General features: G+C 36.5%; 12 protein-coding genes. 4 read left to right on the forward strand and 8 right to left on the reverse strand.

The window, feature by feature from the left end:
* Positions 1-656: 656 nt before the first annotated feature.
* Complete coding sequence (gene nrdD, locus TL18_RS00810; RefSeq protein WP_067039960.1) at positions 657-2,975, reverse strand: anaerobic ribonucleoside-triphosphate reductase; 2,319 nt, start codon at positions 2,973-2,975, stop codon at positions 657-659.
* Between the two features lie 257 nt (positions 2,976-3,232).
* Positions 3,233-6,544: a DNA polymerase II large subunit gene (polC, locus tag TL18_RS00815; RefSeq protein ID WP_082706307.1), complete on the reverse strand. Its 3,312-nt coding sequence runs from the start codon at positions 6,542-6,544 to the stop codon at positions 3,233-3,235.
* A gap of 181 nt (positions 6,545-6,725) precedes the next feature.
* Here polC and TL18_RS11155 point away from each other — a divergent pair, with 181 nt between their 5' ends.
* Genes TL18_RS11155 through TL18_RS00830 form a run of 3 tightly spaced genes read left to right on the forward strand, consistent with a single transcriptional unit; the run spans position 6,726 to position 8,746 of the window.
* Positions 6,726-7,853 carry a hypothetical protein gene (locus tag TL18_RS11155; RefSeq protein ID WP_067039966.1) on the forward strand — a complete coding sequence of 376 codons (1,128 nt, stop codon included), beginning with the start codon at positions 6,726-6,728 and terminating at the stop codon, positions 7,851-7,853.
* 36 nt (positions 7,854-7,889) lie between these two features.
* Positions 7,890-8,360, forward strand: coding sequence for a nucleoside deaminase (locus TL18_RS00825; protein ID WP_067039968.1), 471 nt, complete (start codon positions 7,890-7,892; stop codon positions 8,358-8,360).
* A complete protein-coding gene (locus TL18_RS00830) occupies positions 8,360-8,746 on the forward strand; it encodes a hypothetical protein (RefSeq protein ID WP_067039971.1) in 387 nt (128 codons plus the stop codon). The genes TL18_RS00825 and TL18_RS00830 overlap by 1 nt, the downstream gene beginning before the upstream one ends.
* Before the next feature lie 20 nt (positions 8,747-8,766).
* Here the strand turns inward: TL18_RS00830 and lysS are convergent, their stop codons facing one another.
* The 6 genes from lysS to TL18_RS00860 form a co-directional block, all read right to left on the reverse strand.
* Complete coding sequence (gene lysS / locus TL18_RS00835; RefSeq protein ID WP_067039974.1) at positions 8,767-10,350, reverse strand: lysine--tRNA ligase; 1,584 nt, start codon at positions 10,348-10,350, stop codon at positions 8,767-8,769.
* A gap of 80 nt (positions 10,351-10,430) precedes the next feature.
* Positions 10,431-11,093 (reverse strand): hypothetical protein, encoded by a 663-nt coding sequence (locus TL18_RS00840; protein WP_067039977.1) that lies wholly within the window; start codon positions 11,091-11,093, stop codon positions 10,431-10,433.
* Between the two features lie 4 nt (positions 11,094-11,097).
* Positions 11,098-11,625 (reverse strand): hypothetical protein, encoded by a 528-nt coding sequence (locus TL18_RS00845; RefSeq protein ID WP_067039980.1) that lies wholly within the window; start codon positions 11,623-11,625, stop codon positions 11,098-11,100.
* Between the two features lie 234 nt (positions 11,626-11,859).
* On the reverse strand, positions 11,860-13,158 hold the full coding sequence (thiC, locus tag TL18_RS00850) for a phosphomethylpyrimidine synthase (RefSeq protein ID WP_067039983.1): 1,299 nt from the start codon (positions 13,156-13,158) through the stop codon (positions 11,860-11,862).
* Positions 13,159-13,408: 250 nt separating this feature from the next.
* Complete coding sequence (locus TL18_RS00855) at positions 13,409-14,323, reverse strand: carbohydrate kinase family protein (RefSeq protein WP_067039986.1); 915 nt, start codon at positions 14,321-14,323, stop codon at positions 13,409-13,411.
* A gap of 167 nt (positions 14,324-14,490) precedes the next feature.
* The gene (locus tag TL18_RS00860; RefSeq protein ID WP_067039989.1) at positions 14,491-15,357 is read right to left on the reverse strand and encodes a LysR family transcriptional regulator; all 867 of its coding nucleotides are present in this window, start codon (positions 15,355-15,357) and stop codon (positions 14,491-14,493) included.
* 58 nt (positions 15,358-15,415) lie between these two features.
* On the opposite strand from TL18_RS00860, the gene hxlB reads away from it, so the two are divergent.
* Entirely contained in the window at positions 15,416-16,006 is a 591-nt protein-coding gene (gene hxlB / locus TL18_RS00865; protein ID WP_067039992.1) for a 6-phospho-3-hexuloisomerase, read from the forward strand.
* The last annotated feature ends 1 nt before the right edge of the window (position 16,007 follow it).

Genomic DNA, 16,007 nt, shown 5'->3' on the forward strand with positions numbered 1-16,007 from the left:
TTAATTTTGAGGATTTATGCTTCTTGGTTTTTCAGGCAAAATCCTCTTTTAAAATCAGGTTCGATTAGAAAAATAATTTAAGGAAATTAAAGATTTTATTAAAATTAGTGAATTATTTAAAAATTAAAAAATAGAGAAATGAGTCTCTATTTTTGATCAATGAAGGACAATTGCTTTCGGCCCATACATATATTTTCTAATGTTTTTTCTAGGGCAATATACTCGTAATGAGTATTGGATAATTAAACTTTATCAATGTTTTTTGGAGTATTATATAGGATAATAGTATTAATTTAACCATCTTTCAATAAAGAAGTGTTATTTTGAAATTTAATAAAAACGGGAGTAAAAAAAGTATGATGGTTCATACTTAAAATTTTTTTGGGTTTATTTAGGCCGCATTTATCAATTGTCTTCTTTGATGTAATTTTTAATGAAGTAGTTTAAGTTATTTCAACTCTCTACTTAATTATTCATATGAATGGGCTCATATATAAAGTTTTTCGCATGTAAGTGCTTACTTGCATCTTAAAATATTAAAAAGAGGCATAATAATTAAGTATTATTAGAAAAAAGGATGATGATGTGTTTAAATATAATTAGGGCGTTTTTTGTTAATGAAAAATTTGTAAAAATGGTGTGAAGAAGATAACTGTTTAGTTATCTTCGAATCTTCTTCTGTCAATTAATTCTTGACGTTTACCTGGGTTCCAACCACCTGATGCAGATTTTGCACGTCCAACTTGTTGTACGTATCCGGTAATCCTATCATACCATTCTACATCTTCTTTTTCACCACAGGTAGGACAAACATTGTTTAGTCCTTTCATTAAAGTTTTACATTTAAGACAGAAACTTAATGCTGAGCTGTAAGCCCAGAATCCTATGTCGGATTTTCTTGCAATTTTGTTGGTTAGGCTCATTAATGAATCTGGATCTGAGTAGGATTCTCCCATGAATGCATGGAAGATGTGTCCACCAGGAGTTAAGCCGTGATATTTTTCTTCGATTTTGATTTTTTCAATCAAGGACAATCCGGTGTCTACAGGCACGTGTGAGGAGTTGGTGTAGTAGTTAGCGTTTCCTTCACCTTGCACGATAGCTTGATCGCCGAATTGTTTTTTATCGAGAGTTGCGAATCTGTAAGCGGTAGATTCAGCAGGAGTTTGAATAACAGACCATCTGAGTCCGGTTTCATCTTTCAATTGGTTGGCTCTATCATTGATGTATTCGATACATTTTAAACCGAACTTATTGGAATCAGGGTTTTCAATGCCTTCTCCGAATAATGATGATAACATTTCGTTAAGTCCAACAAAACCGAATGATAAAGTTGAATTTTCGATTCTGTAGTAGGATTCATTTCCAACTTGTTGTTTTAGGAACGGCAAGATATGGAAATCATTTAAGCATTTTAATCCTTGTTCTCTTCTGAGCATTAAGGTTTCAACAGCTAAATCCATGTATTCGTCTAAGTATTCGAAAACTTGTGATTCGTCTTTGGATTGGTATCCGATTCTTGGTAAGTTTAAGGTAACGTAAGCAAGGTTACCTGTTCTTAAACAGTCTTTATCCCAGTCACCGGTCCAGGTGTCTTGTAGACAGGTTCTGCATCCCATATAGTTTGCCATTTTTCCTCTGTATTCAGGGAACATGTTTACAAAGTAGGATGAACCGTATTTTGCAGATAATTCGTGAACTAAACGGAGATCGTCTTCGTATTCACTGGTCATTGTTTCTTCACGGAGAGTGTAAATGGTATTTGGGAATAAATGAGGTTTTCCTTCATTGTCTCCTTCAAGCAATGTTTCAGTGAATGCTCTTTGGATTAATCTGGTTTCGTCTTCGTAGTCTGCGTAGGTTCCAACCACTTCACCTTTTGGTCCGTATGCTGTTTCGTCTTTCAAGAAATCAGGCACACCGAATTCCAATGCCATGCTGGTAAATGGAACTTGTGATCCACGGGCTGCGTAAGCCATGTTCAAGTTGTAGATAAGCATTTGAACGGCTTGTTTGATTTCAGAATAGGTTCTTCCTCTTGCAAACGGTGCAACGAATACGTTCCAAAGGGACATTGATTGTCCACCGGACATGTTCTGTTGTGCTGCAAGCATGATTTCACCGGTGTGGTTCATTAAGGTTTCCATGTGGTTTGGTGCACCTGCAATGGAAGTGTGGTCACCGGTACCATCTACTTTAAGCCCGTATTTGATGAAAGTTCTTATGTCGTGCTGAAGACAGTTCAATGGTCTTCCTGCGAAGAATTCTAAATCGTGAATGTGAATGTCACCTGACATGTGTGCGTCAGCCAAGTGTGAAGGCAACATTTTTAAGAGTGCGTATTGTTTTAATGCTTCGTCTGCTACATGCTTGTGAATACTTTCAGGGTTGTGTATCATGTTTGCATTGTCTCTGTTACCGTTTTCGATTAAGGAGGTAATGTTGTATACAGGAATACCTAAACGGGTGTAGCGGCTTCTTAAGTCTTCTAATCCGTATTCGATCAATTTGGTGTTGACCATTTCCCTAATCATTGGAGCGGTTAAGTATTCTACGTTTAACTTTTTGAGTTCTTTCCAGGTTTCTGTAGCGATTTCAAAAGCAGTTTCTTGGCTTGCTCCAGTTTCTTCAATCAAGGTATTTGCAATTTTGGATAAGTCGAATGCTTCAATGGTATCTCTTGAAGTACGTACTTTTAGTTGGGTACTTGCTAAGTATTTGTTTGCAATTTCAGGATCAATGTCTTCTAGACATTCGTAGACAATCTTTTTGATTTCTTTGGTTTTGATCCCATCATATAATTGAGATACTACTGTAGCTACGATTTTATCTGATTCAAAGAATGGAGTTTCAACCATTATCAATGACTTTAATAATTTTTCATAGCTAAATCTTTCTCTGATTCCGTTGTTTTTCTCTACATTGATTTTAACGGAATCATTTAAGTTATTTCCTAATTCTGATATTCTTTCCATATTTTTCACACCATTATCCTACGTTTTTAAAAAAGCATAAAAATTCGCGAGAGGGTAATCTCGCATATGCTATACTATATGTCGGCACTTGTATAATTATCGTTCGTATTATCACGAACATCTATATAATACATTATTCCTTATGGTATATAAATTGTTCGTCTTGCAACGAACATTATTTAAGTACTCTGATATTTATTATGGTTTTGGTATTTAAGGTTTGAATCCAAGAGCATTTGGAAAGTAATCAAAATTCTTTAGAAGAACACATCCAAAGAACTTTGCTTTGATTTGTCACTTTCAAACAATGAGTTGATACCGTATTCCTGAATTTCCAAACGTTGCTTTAGATAATGGGAAACAGGATATCTGTTAACAAGCTCTTGTGATATTTCAAGGTATTTTGTAACTGACCCTTTGGAAACTGAAAGGACCAGATTGCCTCCGCATGTGCATTTTCCGGTAAGAGGCATTCTTCTGTATTTAGCGCCGCACTTTGTGCACCTTACCTTCTGCTTGGAAAACGCTCTGGAATTTCCCATGATGTCCGGCAGGAAGTGGGATGACAATACCTTTTCCACAACTCCCCTCTGGTCAACTGCCCTGATGGTTTCTGCAAGGCTGATTTGAGCTTCAACCTTTTCTCTCATTGAAGGCAGCCTCTTGTAAAGACATACTGTAGGTCCCGCATGAATATTGGAAGTGTTGTGGGAAAACATCAATCCTTCATATTGCTCAGGGGTTCCCAAATGCTTTTCGACATTGTCAATGTACTCCAGAACCTCAGCAGGCTTAAGAGGACTGTATGTCTTTTCGTAAAATTCGACAGGGAACCTTTCAAAGATGTCCAGGTTGTGGGATTCGTCGTCAATCTCTTCCGGATCGATTCTTGAAGATAAAACTAAAGGAGCATCCATACTTCCTCCCCTAGTATTCGGCAAGTATGATTTTGAAAAGTTAATCAATGCATCCAAAAGCAGCATCACGGCATCTTCATCACTGTCACAGTTTCTACGCTTTGCAGAGTGGAAATATGGATGCGCATAGCAGCCCAATGCCTTTGTAAATCCTACAATCCTTCCAAGCACTCCTGCAGAAGTGTGGGGTGCAAGGCCCGCAACCAGATGCCCGATCAGGTCGCTTTTTTCCTTTACATTGTAGAATGGGTCCATGTCATAGAATCTTTCAAGCTCATCATCAATGAACTGTGCGGTATGGAGCAGATATTCCGCGCAGTTTTCTGAAATGACAATGTCCTGGACCCTAAGCTCAATAATTTGCTCGTCGTTTTCAATAGGATTGCCGTAGCAGTCCTTTTCATAGCCCATTTCCAATAGTTTTTCGACAGTGACTCCAATCTCTTTTGGAATGAAATGTGTAAGCGGCAAATCAGTTGAATCGTGGCGTATTGTACCGTCCTTGAATGTGAATACTCCATTCTTGGCTCTAAGTATTCCCTTTTCAAGAGGTTCAGGCAATTTTGACTCTGAAATCATACCTATAACCCCTTTCACCTCATCAACCCTTCTTACCTTAACATTGTCGGATGCCTTCTTAAGCATTGAACCGAGAGGAACGGTTTTGGTGGAAGGTTTTCCCATTTCAGTCGGACTGCCGCATTTAGGGCAAAGAGATCCGAATGAGCTGATTCCGCATTCCGGGTTTGTACATTTTCTTCTGGATATGTCCACTTTGATGCTTCCCTTTTTAGCGGCTGTTGCAACCAGCCTTCTGGCACCTCCATTGTTGCCGATTGGAATCAGTCCGTGAGGCGCAGGTCTCATCAATCTTTCCTTTGACTTTTCAGGTCTGCCTACACGTGTACCGATATAGGCAGGAGCCTTGTTTTTGATTTCAACAGGTGAAACTTCATTCAGAGCCTCTAAAGTTGTTTTCCTTTCAGGCAATTTTTTGGACAATGTCACCAGAAGCGCATAGGAATGGTCCTTGTCAATGACGATTCTGTTGTCGCGCACAAGGTGGGGAACACCGATGACTTCCAAAATCCTTTTTTGATAGGATAAGTCTAATTTCAATTCTTCACCCGGCTTGTAGCCGGATTTGCATTTTTCAATCAGGTCAATCAATAAGTTCAAATCTTGAATGGTCACGTCGTTATAGCAGTATGTGTATTTTGGATGAAGCGGAATGCCGTATTCTTTTGATAGTTTTAAGGCATCTACTGATGATATGTAATCATGTTCGAGGCTGTCCAAATCCAAATCATTGCTGTTTTCATCAAATTTCTCGCTTCCGGTCAGCAGCTGTATCCACCATTCTTCACACCATCCGGACGGATACAGGTTCTGGTTGTTTCTCAGGAATTCTCCAAACGCAACAAGCATGTCTCCCAGAAACAGTATTTCGACAACATCCTTTTTCACTTCACGTGCCTGTTTCACGGAATCAAGAATCAATACATCGCCGTTTTTAAGCTTTACAGTCGGACCTTCAATGGAATCGACAGGAACAACACAGTTACCTTTTCCAGGATATTCAATCTTAAGCTGTGTTCCAACGGCCAAAAAGTCAAGTAAAGCCATTGTAGCAGGATGAACGCCCATGGTTGCAAGGCCGGTATTTCTTGACCTGCCGTACCTTAGTCTGAATCCTCCCTTCTCTGAAGGATATCCTAAAACAGGCCTTCCGCCAATGATATCCTGAATGTATTTCGGTTCGCTTACAATGTCTGAATCACCGCTGTCATCTCCTGCAGAATCATCTTTTTTGGGTTTGGAATATTCTTCAAGCCAGTCCCAGTCAAGGCCTAGCTTGTTTGCAATCTTTTTGATTTTTTTGGATTTCTGGATAACCCCTTCAACCATCGCAAGCAATGCTCCTCCACGGATGTTGTTGGTTTCAACACGCTCCAGGTCCCTGTGGGACACTTCCACCTGGTCGGTTTGCTCTCCGGAAACCTCCACTGGAATGTGTGTTGCTGCAAATCTCACTTCTTCTGGTGTTGGTGAGTACTGTAAATTTGTAACTTCGGATTCGTATAGCTCAACTTCTTCAACATACCTTTCGATTTCATCATCAATCGGCTTGAATTCATCGATGCCAATGGCCTGTCTGATTTTATCTCCCAAAAGCACGGACAATGCTGCAGCTGTACCTCCAGCACTTCTGATGGGCCCTGCAAAGTAAACTGCAATGTATTCTGTCCCGTCAAAGTTCTTTTTAATCTTTACCTGGGAAATCCCTTCCAAAGGCGCTGCCACAACTCCTTCTGTTAGAATCGCAAGGGCAGTTCTTAAAGCCTGGTCGCATTTCTGTTCCTGATTCCAGTTTGCCTTTTCGCCGACAAGCTCAAACTCGCCTGATGCGATTTCAGCGGCAATTTCAAATGCAATGGATTCCCTATCCATATCTGCTTCCAATTTCTTAATTCTTTGAGCCACACCTTCAGGGCCAACAAGCCCCTCTACTCTTTCAGCTAAATCCTTTGCAAGAGGTACTTCGGTTTTTGTTTCAACATCCAAACCTTTAGACCTTGCTTCATTAGCTATCTCGTATAGGTGATGGGTATCTGCTTCCAATCTATCAAAATAATCCATGGTTATCGCCACAAGTTACAAAATTAATTTAGCATATAATCTATTGACCTTCATAATATTAATAATATTTGTAATTTTCAAAATCAATGTTGCAGCGCCTATTCAATAATACTTAAATATTCTAAAATTCAAATTCATTATTTGTATATCGTAGTTGAATTTTAAATTATTATTGCTATTTTTGGTGATATTAATGTCAGATGAAAAACCAATGAATGCCATGTATGGCCAAAAAGTTAAATTAGATTTAGATAAAATTAAAAGTCGTTCTAAAACTGAAGAAGAAACTGTTGAAACTGAAGTAGTTGAAGAACCTGTCGTAAATGAGGTTGTTGAGGAACCTGCTGAAGAGGCTGTTGAAGCTGAAGTGGTCGAAGAGGTCGCCGAAGAAGAGACTGCTGAAGAGGTTGAAGAGGAAGCTGTTGAAGAGGCTGAAGTAGAAGTGGTTGAAGAGCCTGTTGCTGAGGAACCTGCTGAAGAGCCTGCTGTTGAAGAGGCTGAAGTAGAAGTGGTTGAAGAGCCTGTTGCTGAGGAACCTGCTGAAGAGGTCGTCGAAAAAACAGCTGAAGAAAAACCTAAAGACAAATCCTCAAAAAGCAATGATTCAAAAATTTTAGATGATTTAAAAGCAAAATTAATCGAAAGAGAAAAGAAATTATCTAATCAATCTAGTGAACTTAATTATCTAACCAACAAAGTCATTCCTAAACTCAAAAAGGAAAATGCCGAGTTAAAGCAGCTTAAAAGGGAATTGACTGATGCGTTAGAAAAAAGTACTAGAAAATACTTTGATCAGCTTGACATTAATGCGGATTTAAGTAATCAGATTGGTAAATTAGGTGCAGAAGGTGCAGTTAATAAGGTAAGAGCTGATAAGCTTGAAAATGAAATAGGTTCCATTAAGGAAAAGCTTGAATCTCAAATTAATGAATACAAGGAAAAATTGGCTTCAATCAACATTGAAGACGTTAAAAACGAGAATCAACAACTAACTGATGAAGTCAACGATTTGAAAGACAAGTTATCTAGTGCTAGAAAAGAAAACATAAGTATTTCTGAAGAGCTCGACAAGCTAAGAGCAGAAATAATCGATCTCGGTAACTACAAGGATGAAGTTGACAGCCAAAACAAAAAAGAAATTGAAAGCTATAAAAGCGAAATTTCTTCCCTTACAACTCAACTCAAACTTAAAGAAAGTAGTTACGACAAATTGTCTAATGATTCCAAAAGTACAATTTCCAAATTAAACAACGAAATCAAGCAACTTGAAGAAGCATTAGAAAAAGAATCCAATAAAGGACTATTCAATAGATTTAAATAGATGATTAAATTCATCTAAAATCTATCTTTTTTTAACATGACATCTGATAATTTTTTCATGCAGGAAGCTATTAGGGAAGCGGAAAAATCCTTAAAGGAAGGTGGCCTTCCAATCGGGGCCGTTTTAGTTAAAGATGGTGAAATAATATCCAGAGGTCATAACCGTTTAATTCAAAATGATTCTGCTGTTTTGCATGCTGAAATCGATGCAATTGAAAACGCAGGACGCCTGAACTATGAAGATTATATCAAATGCACACTTTATACAACCTTATCTCCATGCCCGATGTGTTCGGGAGCTGTAATCTTATACAATATCCCTCGTGTTGTAATAGGTGAAAATACAACATTGATGGGAGCGGAAAACCTGCTCAAATGCAACGATGTCGAAGTTGTTGTTTTGAATGACATTAGGTGCAGGGATCTGTTTTTAGAATTCGTTTGCAATAACTCTGAAATTTGGGACTGCGAACTTGAAAAAGTCGGAAACACAACTGAGGTCAAATAATGGAAATCATAGTAACTGATGAAAGAGATGAAAGATTCATTAAATTTTGCGATTCATTCGGATGCTTTTTAGAAGAGCCGCAGGTGGTATTGCTGCTAACAAGCTTCGGCAAGACTGTAGGATGCACAAGCTTTAAAGTCTATGACAGCGATTCGGCTGAAATCACTACACTATTTTTAAATTCCTATGATGATCGTGAAAGAATAGCTTACAAATTAATCAGGCAGCTGGAAAAGATAGCCATTGAGTACGATTTCAAAAGCATCATCGTTAATTTCGACAGTGAAGAGGATATTCTAATAGGCATCTTTGAAAAATTGGACTATGTAAAAGTTGATGGTGCCGGTGAGGTCCAGTACAAAAAAGAGTTCAAAACCTTGTTTTAAAAAAAGAAAAATTTAAAAGATTAAGCTTCTTGTCTTAATCTTTTTACAACGAAATCCTTATCTAAGCTTAATAGGAATGATGCTGCTCTTGGACCTTGTTTTTGACCAAGAATCATTTTATAAATAGCTTGGAAACCTTTTTGAGGTTTTAATCCTTGAGCTTCTAGGAGTTCATACATTGCATCGTGCAATTCGGTTGCGTCTGTAAATTCATTGTTTTCCATCAAATCAGCCAAATCAGATAGGAATTTTGTTTGCTCATCAGTCAATGGCAATTTTGGAATGCTTTTTTCCTGCACTTGGAATTTCACGAATTTAGGCGCATAGGTATCCAACCAGTAAATTACATTGTCAACCCTTTCACGGTATTGGGATAATTCCAGTTCGGTCAAGTCGCCAAATTCTTTATCCTTAAAGCTTTCAGTTAATTGTGAGTTTTTCTTTAGGATTTCAAAGATTTTTTCAAGGTCGTCTCCTGCAATCTGGTATGCATTGACCAGGAATCTGAATGGCGGTCTGAAAGGTAAAGGCTGACCTTCATGAATTTGAGCGATTTCATAGATTTCCTTGAATTTTTTGCCTTCTTTTTCTGATGGAGCTTCTTCTTCATCATAGAATACTTTTTCAACAGTGTCAAATTGGTCAATAAAGTCTAAGAAAGGCATTTTTGGTGAGAAATCTTTCGCTTTCATTGGTTTTGATCTGAACAGGTAATAGTTAAGACTTTCTGCAGGTCCGATTTTCAACCATTCGTCAGGAGCAAAGAACACTCCATGGGATTTACTCATCGCTTCACCGTCAAGAGTAATCCATTCGTATGGCACAGGGAAAGGTGCAGGGTAGTCGAAAATCTTTTCAGATATTACGCTACTTACATCGTATGATCCGCCACTGGCCGCATGATCTTTTCCGAATGGTTCACAGGTGGTTCCGAAGATTTTCCATCTTGCTGCCCATTCCACTCTCCAGGTGAGCTTACCGTTTCCAGATTTAATGTCCATTTCACCTTCGTGGCCACATTCACATCTGTATTTGATGATGTCTCCGTCAAAATCGTAGGCGTAGGTAGTATTTACTCTTCCACATTCATCACAAATCGGATTGTATGGCAACCAATCGTCAGCCAAAGGTTCTCTTCTGTATTCGTTGAATATTTCCTTGATTTCCTCAACATTTTCAAGGGAAGTTCTGATGTAATCGTTATAATCTCCGTTTTTGTACATTTCAAAACCGGATTTGGCTTCCATTTCAATTCCATAATCGTCCATCACGCTTAATAATGGTTTTTCGAAGTGTTCTACGAAGTTTGCGCAGCATCCGTCAGGACATGGAATCATTGAATATGGCATACCTAAGTATTTGTCGTAATCTTCAGGTAAAGGATATGGGACTTTTCTTAAGGGGTCGTGGTCATCTGCAATCCAGATGGTTTTTGCTTGCTTTCCCATTTCCCTTAATTTCTTTCCAATCGCGTTAGCAATAAATATGTCGCATGAGTTTCCAATATGAATAGAACCTGAAATTGAGGTTCCGCTTGCAATAATGTGCTCTTCTACATCTCTTTTTGCTAGTTCAATAGCTACATTTTCAATCCAATGTGTCATTTATATTCACCGTTTTAATAAAAAAATTATCGTAAAATAAGTTATACTAATTAATATTTCTAATTATTAATATAAAAATATTAAGTACAAGATTGGAATTCCATGATTTCCAGAAATGAAGTGTCATGGCAGACAATCTTTTCAAGCATTTCGGCATCTGCTGTGATGAAAATCAAATCCCCATGTTTGAGTCCGCAATCATGGGCATCGGCAATGATTTTGCAGTCAGGTGAATGAACTCCCCATTCATACAATTGTTTTGCATAATCCAGATATTTCAGATAATTGTCTAAGCCACAATTGTGGAGAATTAAGTGATTATTTAAATCTTTGTCTCTTTTTAAGTACATTTTTTTAAAATTTCGGTTAAAATTTCTAAATTTTAAATAAATTATTTCAGATATTCCCTCGTGCCCTACACAGTTGCTCCAAAAATATTCCAATATTTTTCGTTTTTTAATATCATCTAAATTACATATTTTAGTTCTTTTAAGAATATCTTTTTCAAAAATATAATAACTAGAAAAATCTTTTTCATTGCTTTTTAGGATGTTTAAAGTGATTTTTAAAAAAATATTTATATCATCTAGAATATCATCTAATTTTGCTGTATACTCGTCCTGAACTAGATTAGACCAAAATATGTTAGAATTGGAGTTGATAAATTTATTTGAAGCCTCATGCCATTTGTCATGGATTACTGTATATCCCACAGCCATATTTGTGTCTATAAAGAAAGGCATGTTTTCAATCCCTTAAACTTTTTGCGAATTCATACATTTGTTTTTCATCAAAATCATCACTATATTCATAGATATTCCAATAAAATTCGCGCCTATACTCATGATATTTTTCTTTAAAATTATCTTGTATTATTGTATATTCATCAGAATTAACATTCTGGGGGGAATTGTAATATTTTATATTTGTTTTGAATATTTCCATAAAGAATTCTAGTAGTTCAAGAGCAAAATTACAGTATCCAAATGTCGAATCAATTGAATTTGCTTGGATAATGTATAGAATATAATCTGAAATTGAAATGAAATAATTTAACTCGGAATATAATTTTAATTCTTTTAATTTGAATGAGATGTCATCAAATTTCTGATCTAATTCATTATATAACTTAAAATTTGGTTTTTTGTTAATAATTTTATCATGTTCTTTTTTAACAAATGTTTTAAGTTTTTCAAATCCTTCTTCTATCATTTCCTTGATTTTAGTTAGGATTTCTGGGTCATAAACAATGGAAAGGTCTTTATCAACGTTCATATTATTCACCTTGTATGGTTGGTTATTAATATGAATTTAATTGTATATAAATATTTTCTAAAATAAACGATTATTGGCCCATTAATTTCTAAATAAGATTATTTTAATGCTTATTTATAAAATTGAAGTAATTTTATAATATTGTTGTGAAATTGAAAAATTTTATTGAGTTATTCAATATCAATGTAGAATAGATTGATTAAAAAAGAAAAAAAGAAAAATAGATTTAAGAATCTATTTAATTAAGTCAGAATCGGATTGGTCTAACCATTCGTTAACGATTTTTACCGCACAGAAGTTACCACACATGGTACAGGTGTCTTCTTCTTCAGGAGGTCTTTGATCCCTTTTGGCACGTGCAGCTTCAGGGAACATTGCACATTCATATTGTGCTTCCCAATCGAGTTTTTTACGTGCTTCAGCCATAGCCAAATCTTGTGAACCATCGATTTGTCCGCTAGCCAAGTCTCCAGCATAAGCTCCGATTTTGGTTGCTATTACTCCTTCCCTTACATCGTCAGGGTTTGGAAGAGCCAAGTGTTCGGCAGGAGTTACATAACAGATGAAGTCTGCTCCAGCTTTTGCGGAGGATGCTGCACCGATTGCAGATACGATGTGGTCGTAACCAGGTGCTACATCACATACAATAGGTCCTAACATGTAGAATGGGGCGTTTGAACACATTTTCTTTTGAATCATCACGTTTGTTGGAATTTCATTAATTGGAATGTGTCCTGGTCCTTCAATCATACATTGCACTCCAAATTCACGGGATCTGTCGATTAATTCCCCTAAAATGATCAATTCTTGTATTTGTGCCCTGTCGGTTGAATCAGCAATGGACCCTGCTCTCATACCGTTTGCAAGTGAAAGCACAACATCATGCTCTTTAGCTATTTCCAATACATAATCGAAGTTTTCGTATAATGGATTTTCCTTTTCATTTTCAACAATCCATCCGGACATGAATGATCCTCCACGGGATACGAGTCCGGTTACACGGCCTTGCCTTTTGAGTCTGGTCAAGGTTTCGATGTTGATACTACTGTGAACAGCCATGAAGTCAATACCATCTTTTGCTTGCTTTTCGATGGTGTTGAATAAATCATCTTCATCCATGTAAATTACAGAACCGTCACGTCTAATGCTTTCAATAGCCGCTTGATAAACAGGTACGGAACCCACTGGTAAAGGAGACATGTCAAGCACTCTATTTCTTATTACGTCTAAGTCTCCACCAATACTTAATTCCATCAAACAGTCTGCACCGTTATCAATAGCAATTTGAGCTTTTAAAACTTCTTCATCAAAATTAACGATGTCTGTTGAGGTTCCAACAGTTGCATTTACTTTAGTTCTTAATCCCGCACCAATACCTGATGCTTCAATATCTCTATTCACGTTGCTTGGTATTACAATGGTACCTTCAGCTACAGATCTTAAGATAAAATCTTCTGAAACATTTTCTATTTCTGCAACGTGTTTCATTTCATCGGTTAAAATTCCCTTTTTCGCATCACTAATTTGTGTCATATTTATCACGTCATAGTCAAATTAGATTTAAAACAGTCAAATTTATTTTATAATAATCTCATATTTAGTTGATATTGTGTTATATTATTTTATTACTATTTAAATTAGTAGGATTTATTTTAATTCCAAATTAATTGATATGAATAAATTGATTTTTAAAAAAATAGTCATTTGGTTTCAGTAAATTGAAATTAAAGCAATATTGATAAAAATAAAGTTAACTTTAAAAAAATTTAAAAAAAGAATAGATTTAGTAAAATTCATCCATTCTTTCAAATGCTTCATCAAAACTAGGCATATTGGTTTGACAGCCTTCATGTTCAACAATAAATGATGAAACTGATGATGCAAATTTTGCAGACTCTTCAAGAGATTCTCCATTTAGGAATCTTGATAAGAATCCTGCTCTATATGAATCTCCAGCGCCGGTTGGGTCTACTGCCTCTCTGGTTATTGCATCGATTTTTATTTTTTCTTCATTTGAATAAATCTCACTGCCGTTTGCCCCGCAGGTTTTGACAATGATTTTTGGACCTAATCCTCTAAGGCCATCCAAGTCAACTTCGAGGGCATCCAATATCCTTTCAATCTCATGATGATTTCCGAAAAGGATTGTGGTATTTTCAATGACTTCTCTTAATTTTTTAGTGTCATACATTCCAAGGTCTTGGCCCGGATCAAATGAGATAAGCAAGTCTTCGTTTTTTGCCTCTTCTGAACATTTCCAATTAAAGTCAGGGTCTCCGGTAGCCAAATGGATTGCATTTGCATCTTTAATTGCAGATGTCGGAACTTTGCTTTCTGCAAACTCGCGTGCCGCACCCCAGTAGAAATAACTAATCTGGTCTTCATTGTCGTCGGTCAAGACGAATGCTGTAGGTGTTGCTTCACCCGGAACAATGATTAGTGATTCTGTGTCGATTCCCAGATTCTGCATATGTTCATAATATTCGGTTTTTTTGAAATCTCCACCAACTGCAGAAACCAATGAAGTTTTTAATCCTAATTTTGCTCCAACACAAGCAACATTTGCAGCAGCTCCTCCATTGAAAGTTTTTAAGTTAGTAATTGGAGCTGAAAAATTTGCTTTTGGAAATTCAGGCACTCTAATAATATAATCATGAGCAGAGTGGCCAATCGCTAGTAAATCTCTGTTTTTTGCCATAATATCGCCTTTAAATATTTCAATTTAATATTGTTTTTTATCATTATTTAATCTTTTGAAAATACAGCTTCATGATAAATCACAAAAAAATTTTCCCGATTGATGTAGATAATAATATATTATCATATTATAAATCTGATTTTTCTAAGAGCATTTGAAAAGTAATTTCACATAGGTGCAAAACCTTGTCTTTCAAGATGGTTCTGCCCTTCGTTTGTCAGATAAGTAATCAGTTCATTAACTTCCGGCTTGTCGTCGTTGACCTTAATCAGGCTGATAACGTGCCGTGTATCGAATTTTAAAAGTTCATTGCCTTTGAAGTAACTGGCATTCAAAAAAGTATGCAGATTTTCAGAGTTCTTGACAAGTTTGAAGGCATCGAATTGGGAGTTCACGCTTTCTTTGAGATTGAAATCTATATCATAATGCCTTAGACTGTTCCATGCAAGCCTTTGGGCCGATCCGGACACTTCCACAAAATCAAGACCCTCCAAATCGGAAATGCTTTCAATCTTTTTGGATTTTGGGCTTGAAACCAGAACAAGATAATCGTAGGCTATCGGAAAGAAATTTAAATCCCTTTCAAAAGCTATCAAAGGATCGTCCAGTGTCAGAATATCAACAACACCTCTTTTTGCCAATTCAAACGCATCTTCGTCGTTGCTGCTGTAAATGTTAACGTCGAATGGCAGTTCAATACTTTCCAGAAGGCCTGTGCTGATGTGGCCTCCGACTATGTTGATGCTGGATGTCTTTTCAATCTGGATATCATATTTCCTGAATTCCTCCAGCAGGCCCAATCCTTCTTTTGTAAGTATTGTCCCATTTCCCACTTTTTCAGTAATTTTGAACCCTAATTTATCTTCGGCCTTCAATAACCTTCTGTTGAATACTGTATGTGAAATGTTAAGTTCCTTTGCCGATTTCCTTTGGGATTTTGTTTTGGATAAGGATTCCAAGCTTTCATATAATTTATAGTCATAAATTTTCCCGTCAATGTTTAGGCTTATCAATCCCTGACTTTGAATTTTCATTAATTATATATAAAATTGTAATCATAATTAATAATATTGATTTTGGGAATTAGATAAAATGGAAATAATGAAAACTTCTATTGAGGCTATATTAGATAACATAAAAGGTGCTGAAGACTATTTGGATGAAGAGGCTATTGATAAATTTGAAAATATTATTATAGAGTCTAAAAATATTTTTGTTACAGGAGCGGGAAGATCTGGTCTTGCAGCGAAGGCATTTGCAATGAGATTGATGCATTTAGGTTTAAGTGCTTATGTTGTAGGCGAAACCATCTCTCCAGCTATTTATGAAGACGATTGTATAATCGCCATTTCAGGTTCCGGTGAAACAAATACCATCGTTTCTGCCGCTAAAATAGCTAAAAATAGAGGTTCAAAAGTTATGGCTTTGACTTCATATCCTGATTCAACTTTAGGACAGTTATGTGATTGCTATATCCTTGTTAAAGGTAGGACCAAAAAAGAAGTTGATGATGAAAATTATATAAAACGTCAAATTCATGGAAACTACACTTCATTAACCCCATTGGGTACCGCATTTGAATTGACAACATTAGTATTTTTGGATGCTATCGTTTCCGAGCTAATGGAAAAAATGCAACAAACCGAAAGTGACTTGAAAGCAAGACACACTGTTTTAGAGTAGT

It is taken from the genome of Methanobrevibacter sp. YE315, assembly GCF_001548675.1.
Taxonomy (GTDB): Archaea; Methanobacteriota; Methanobacteria; order Methanobacteriales; family Methanobacteriaceae; genus Methanocatella.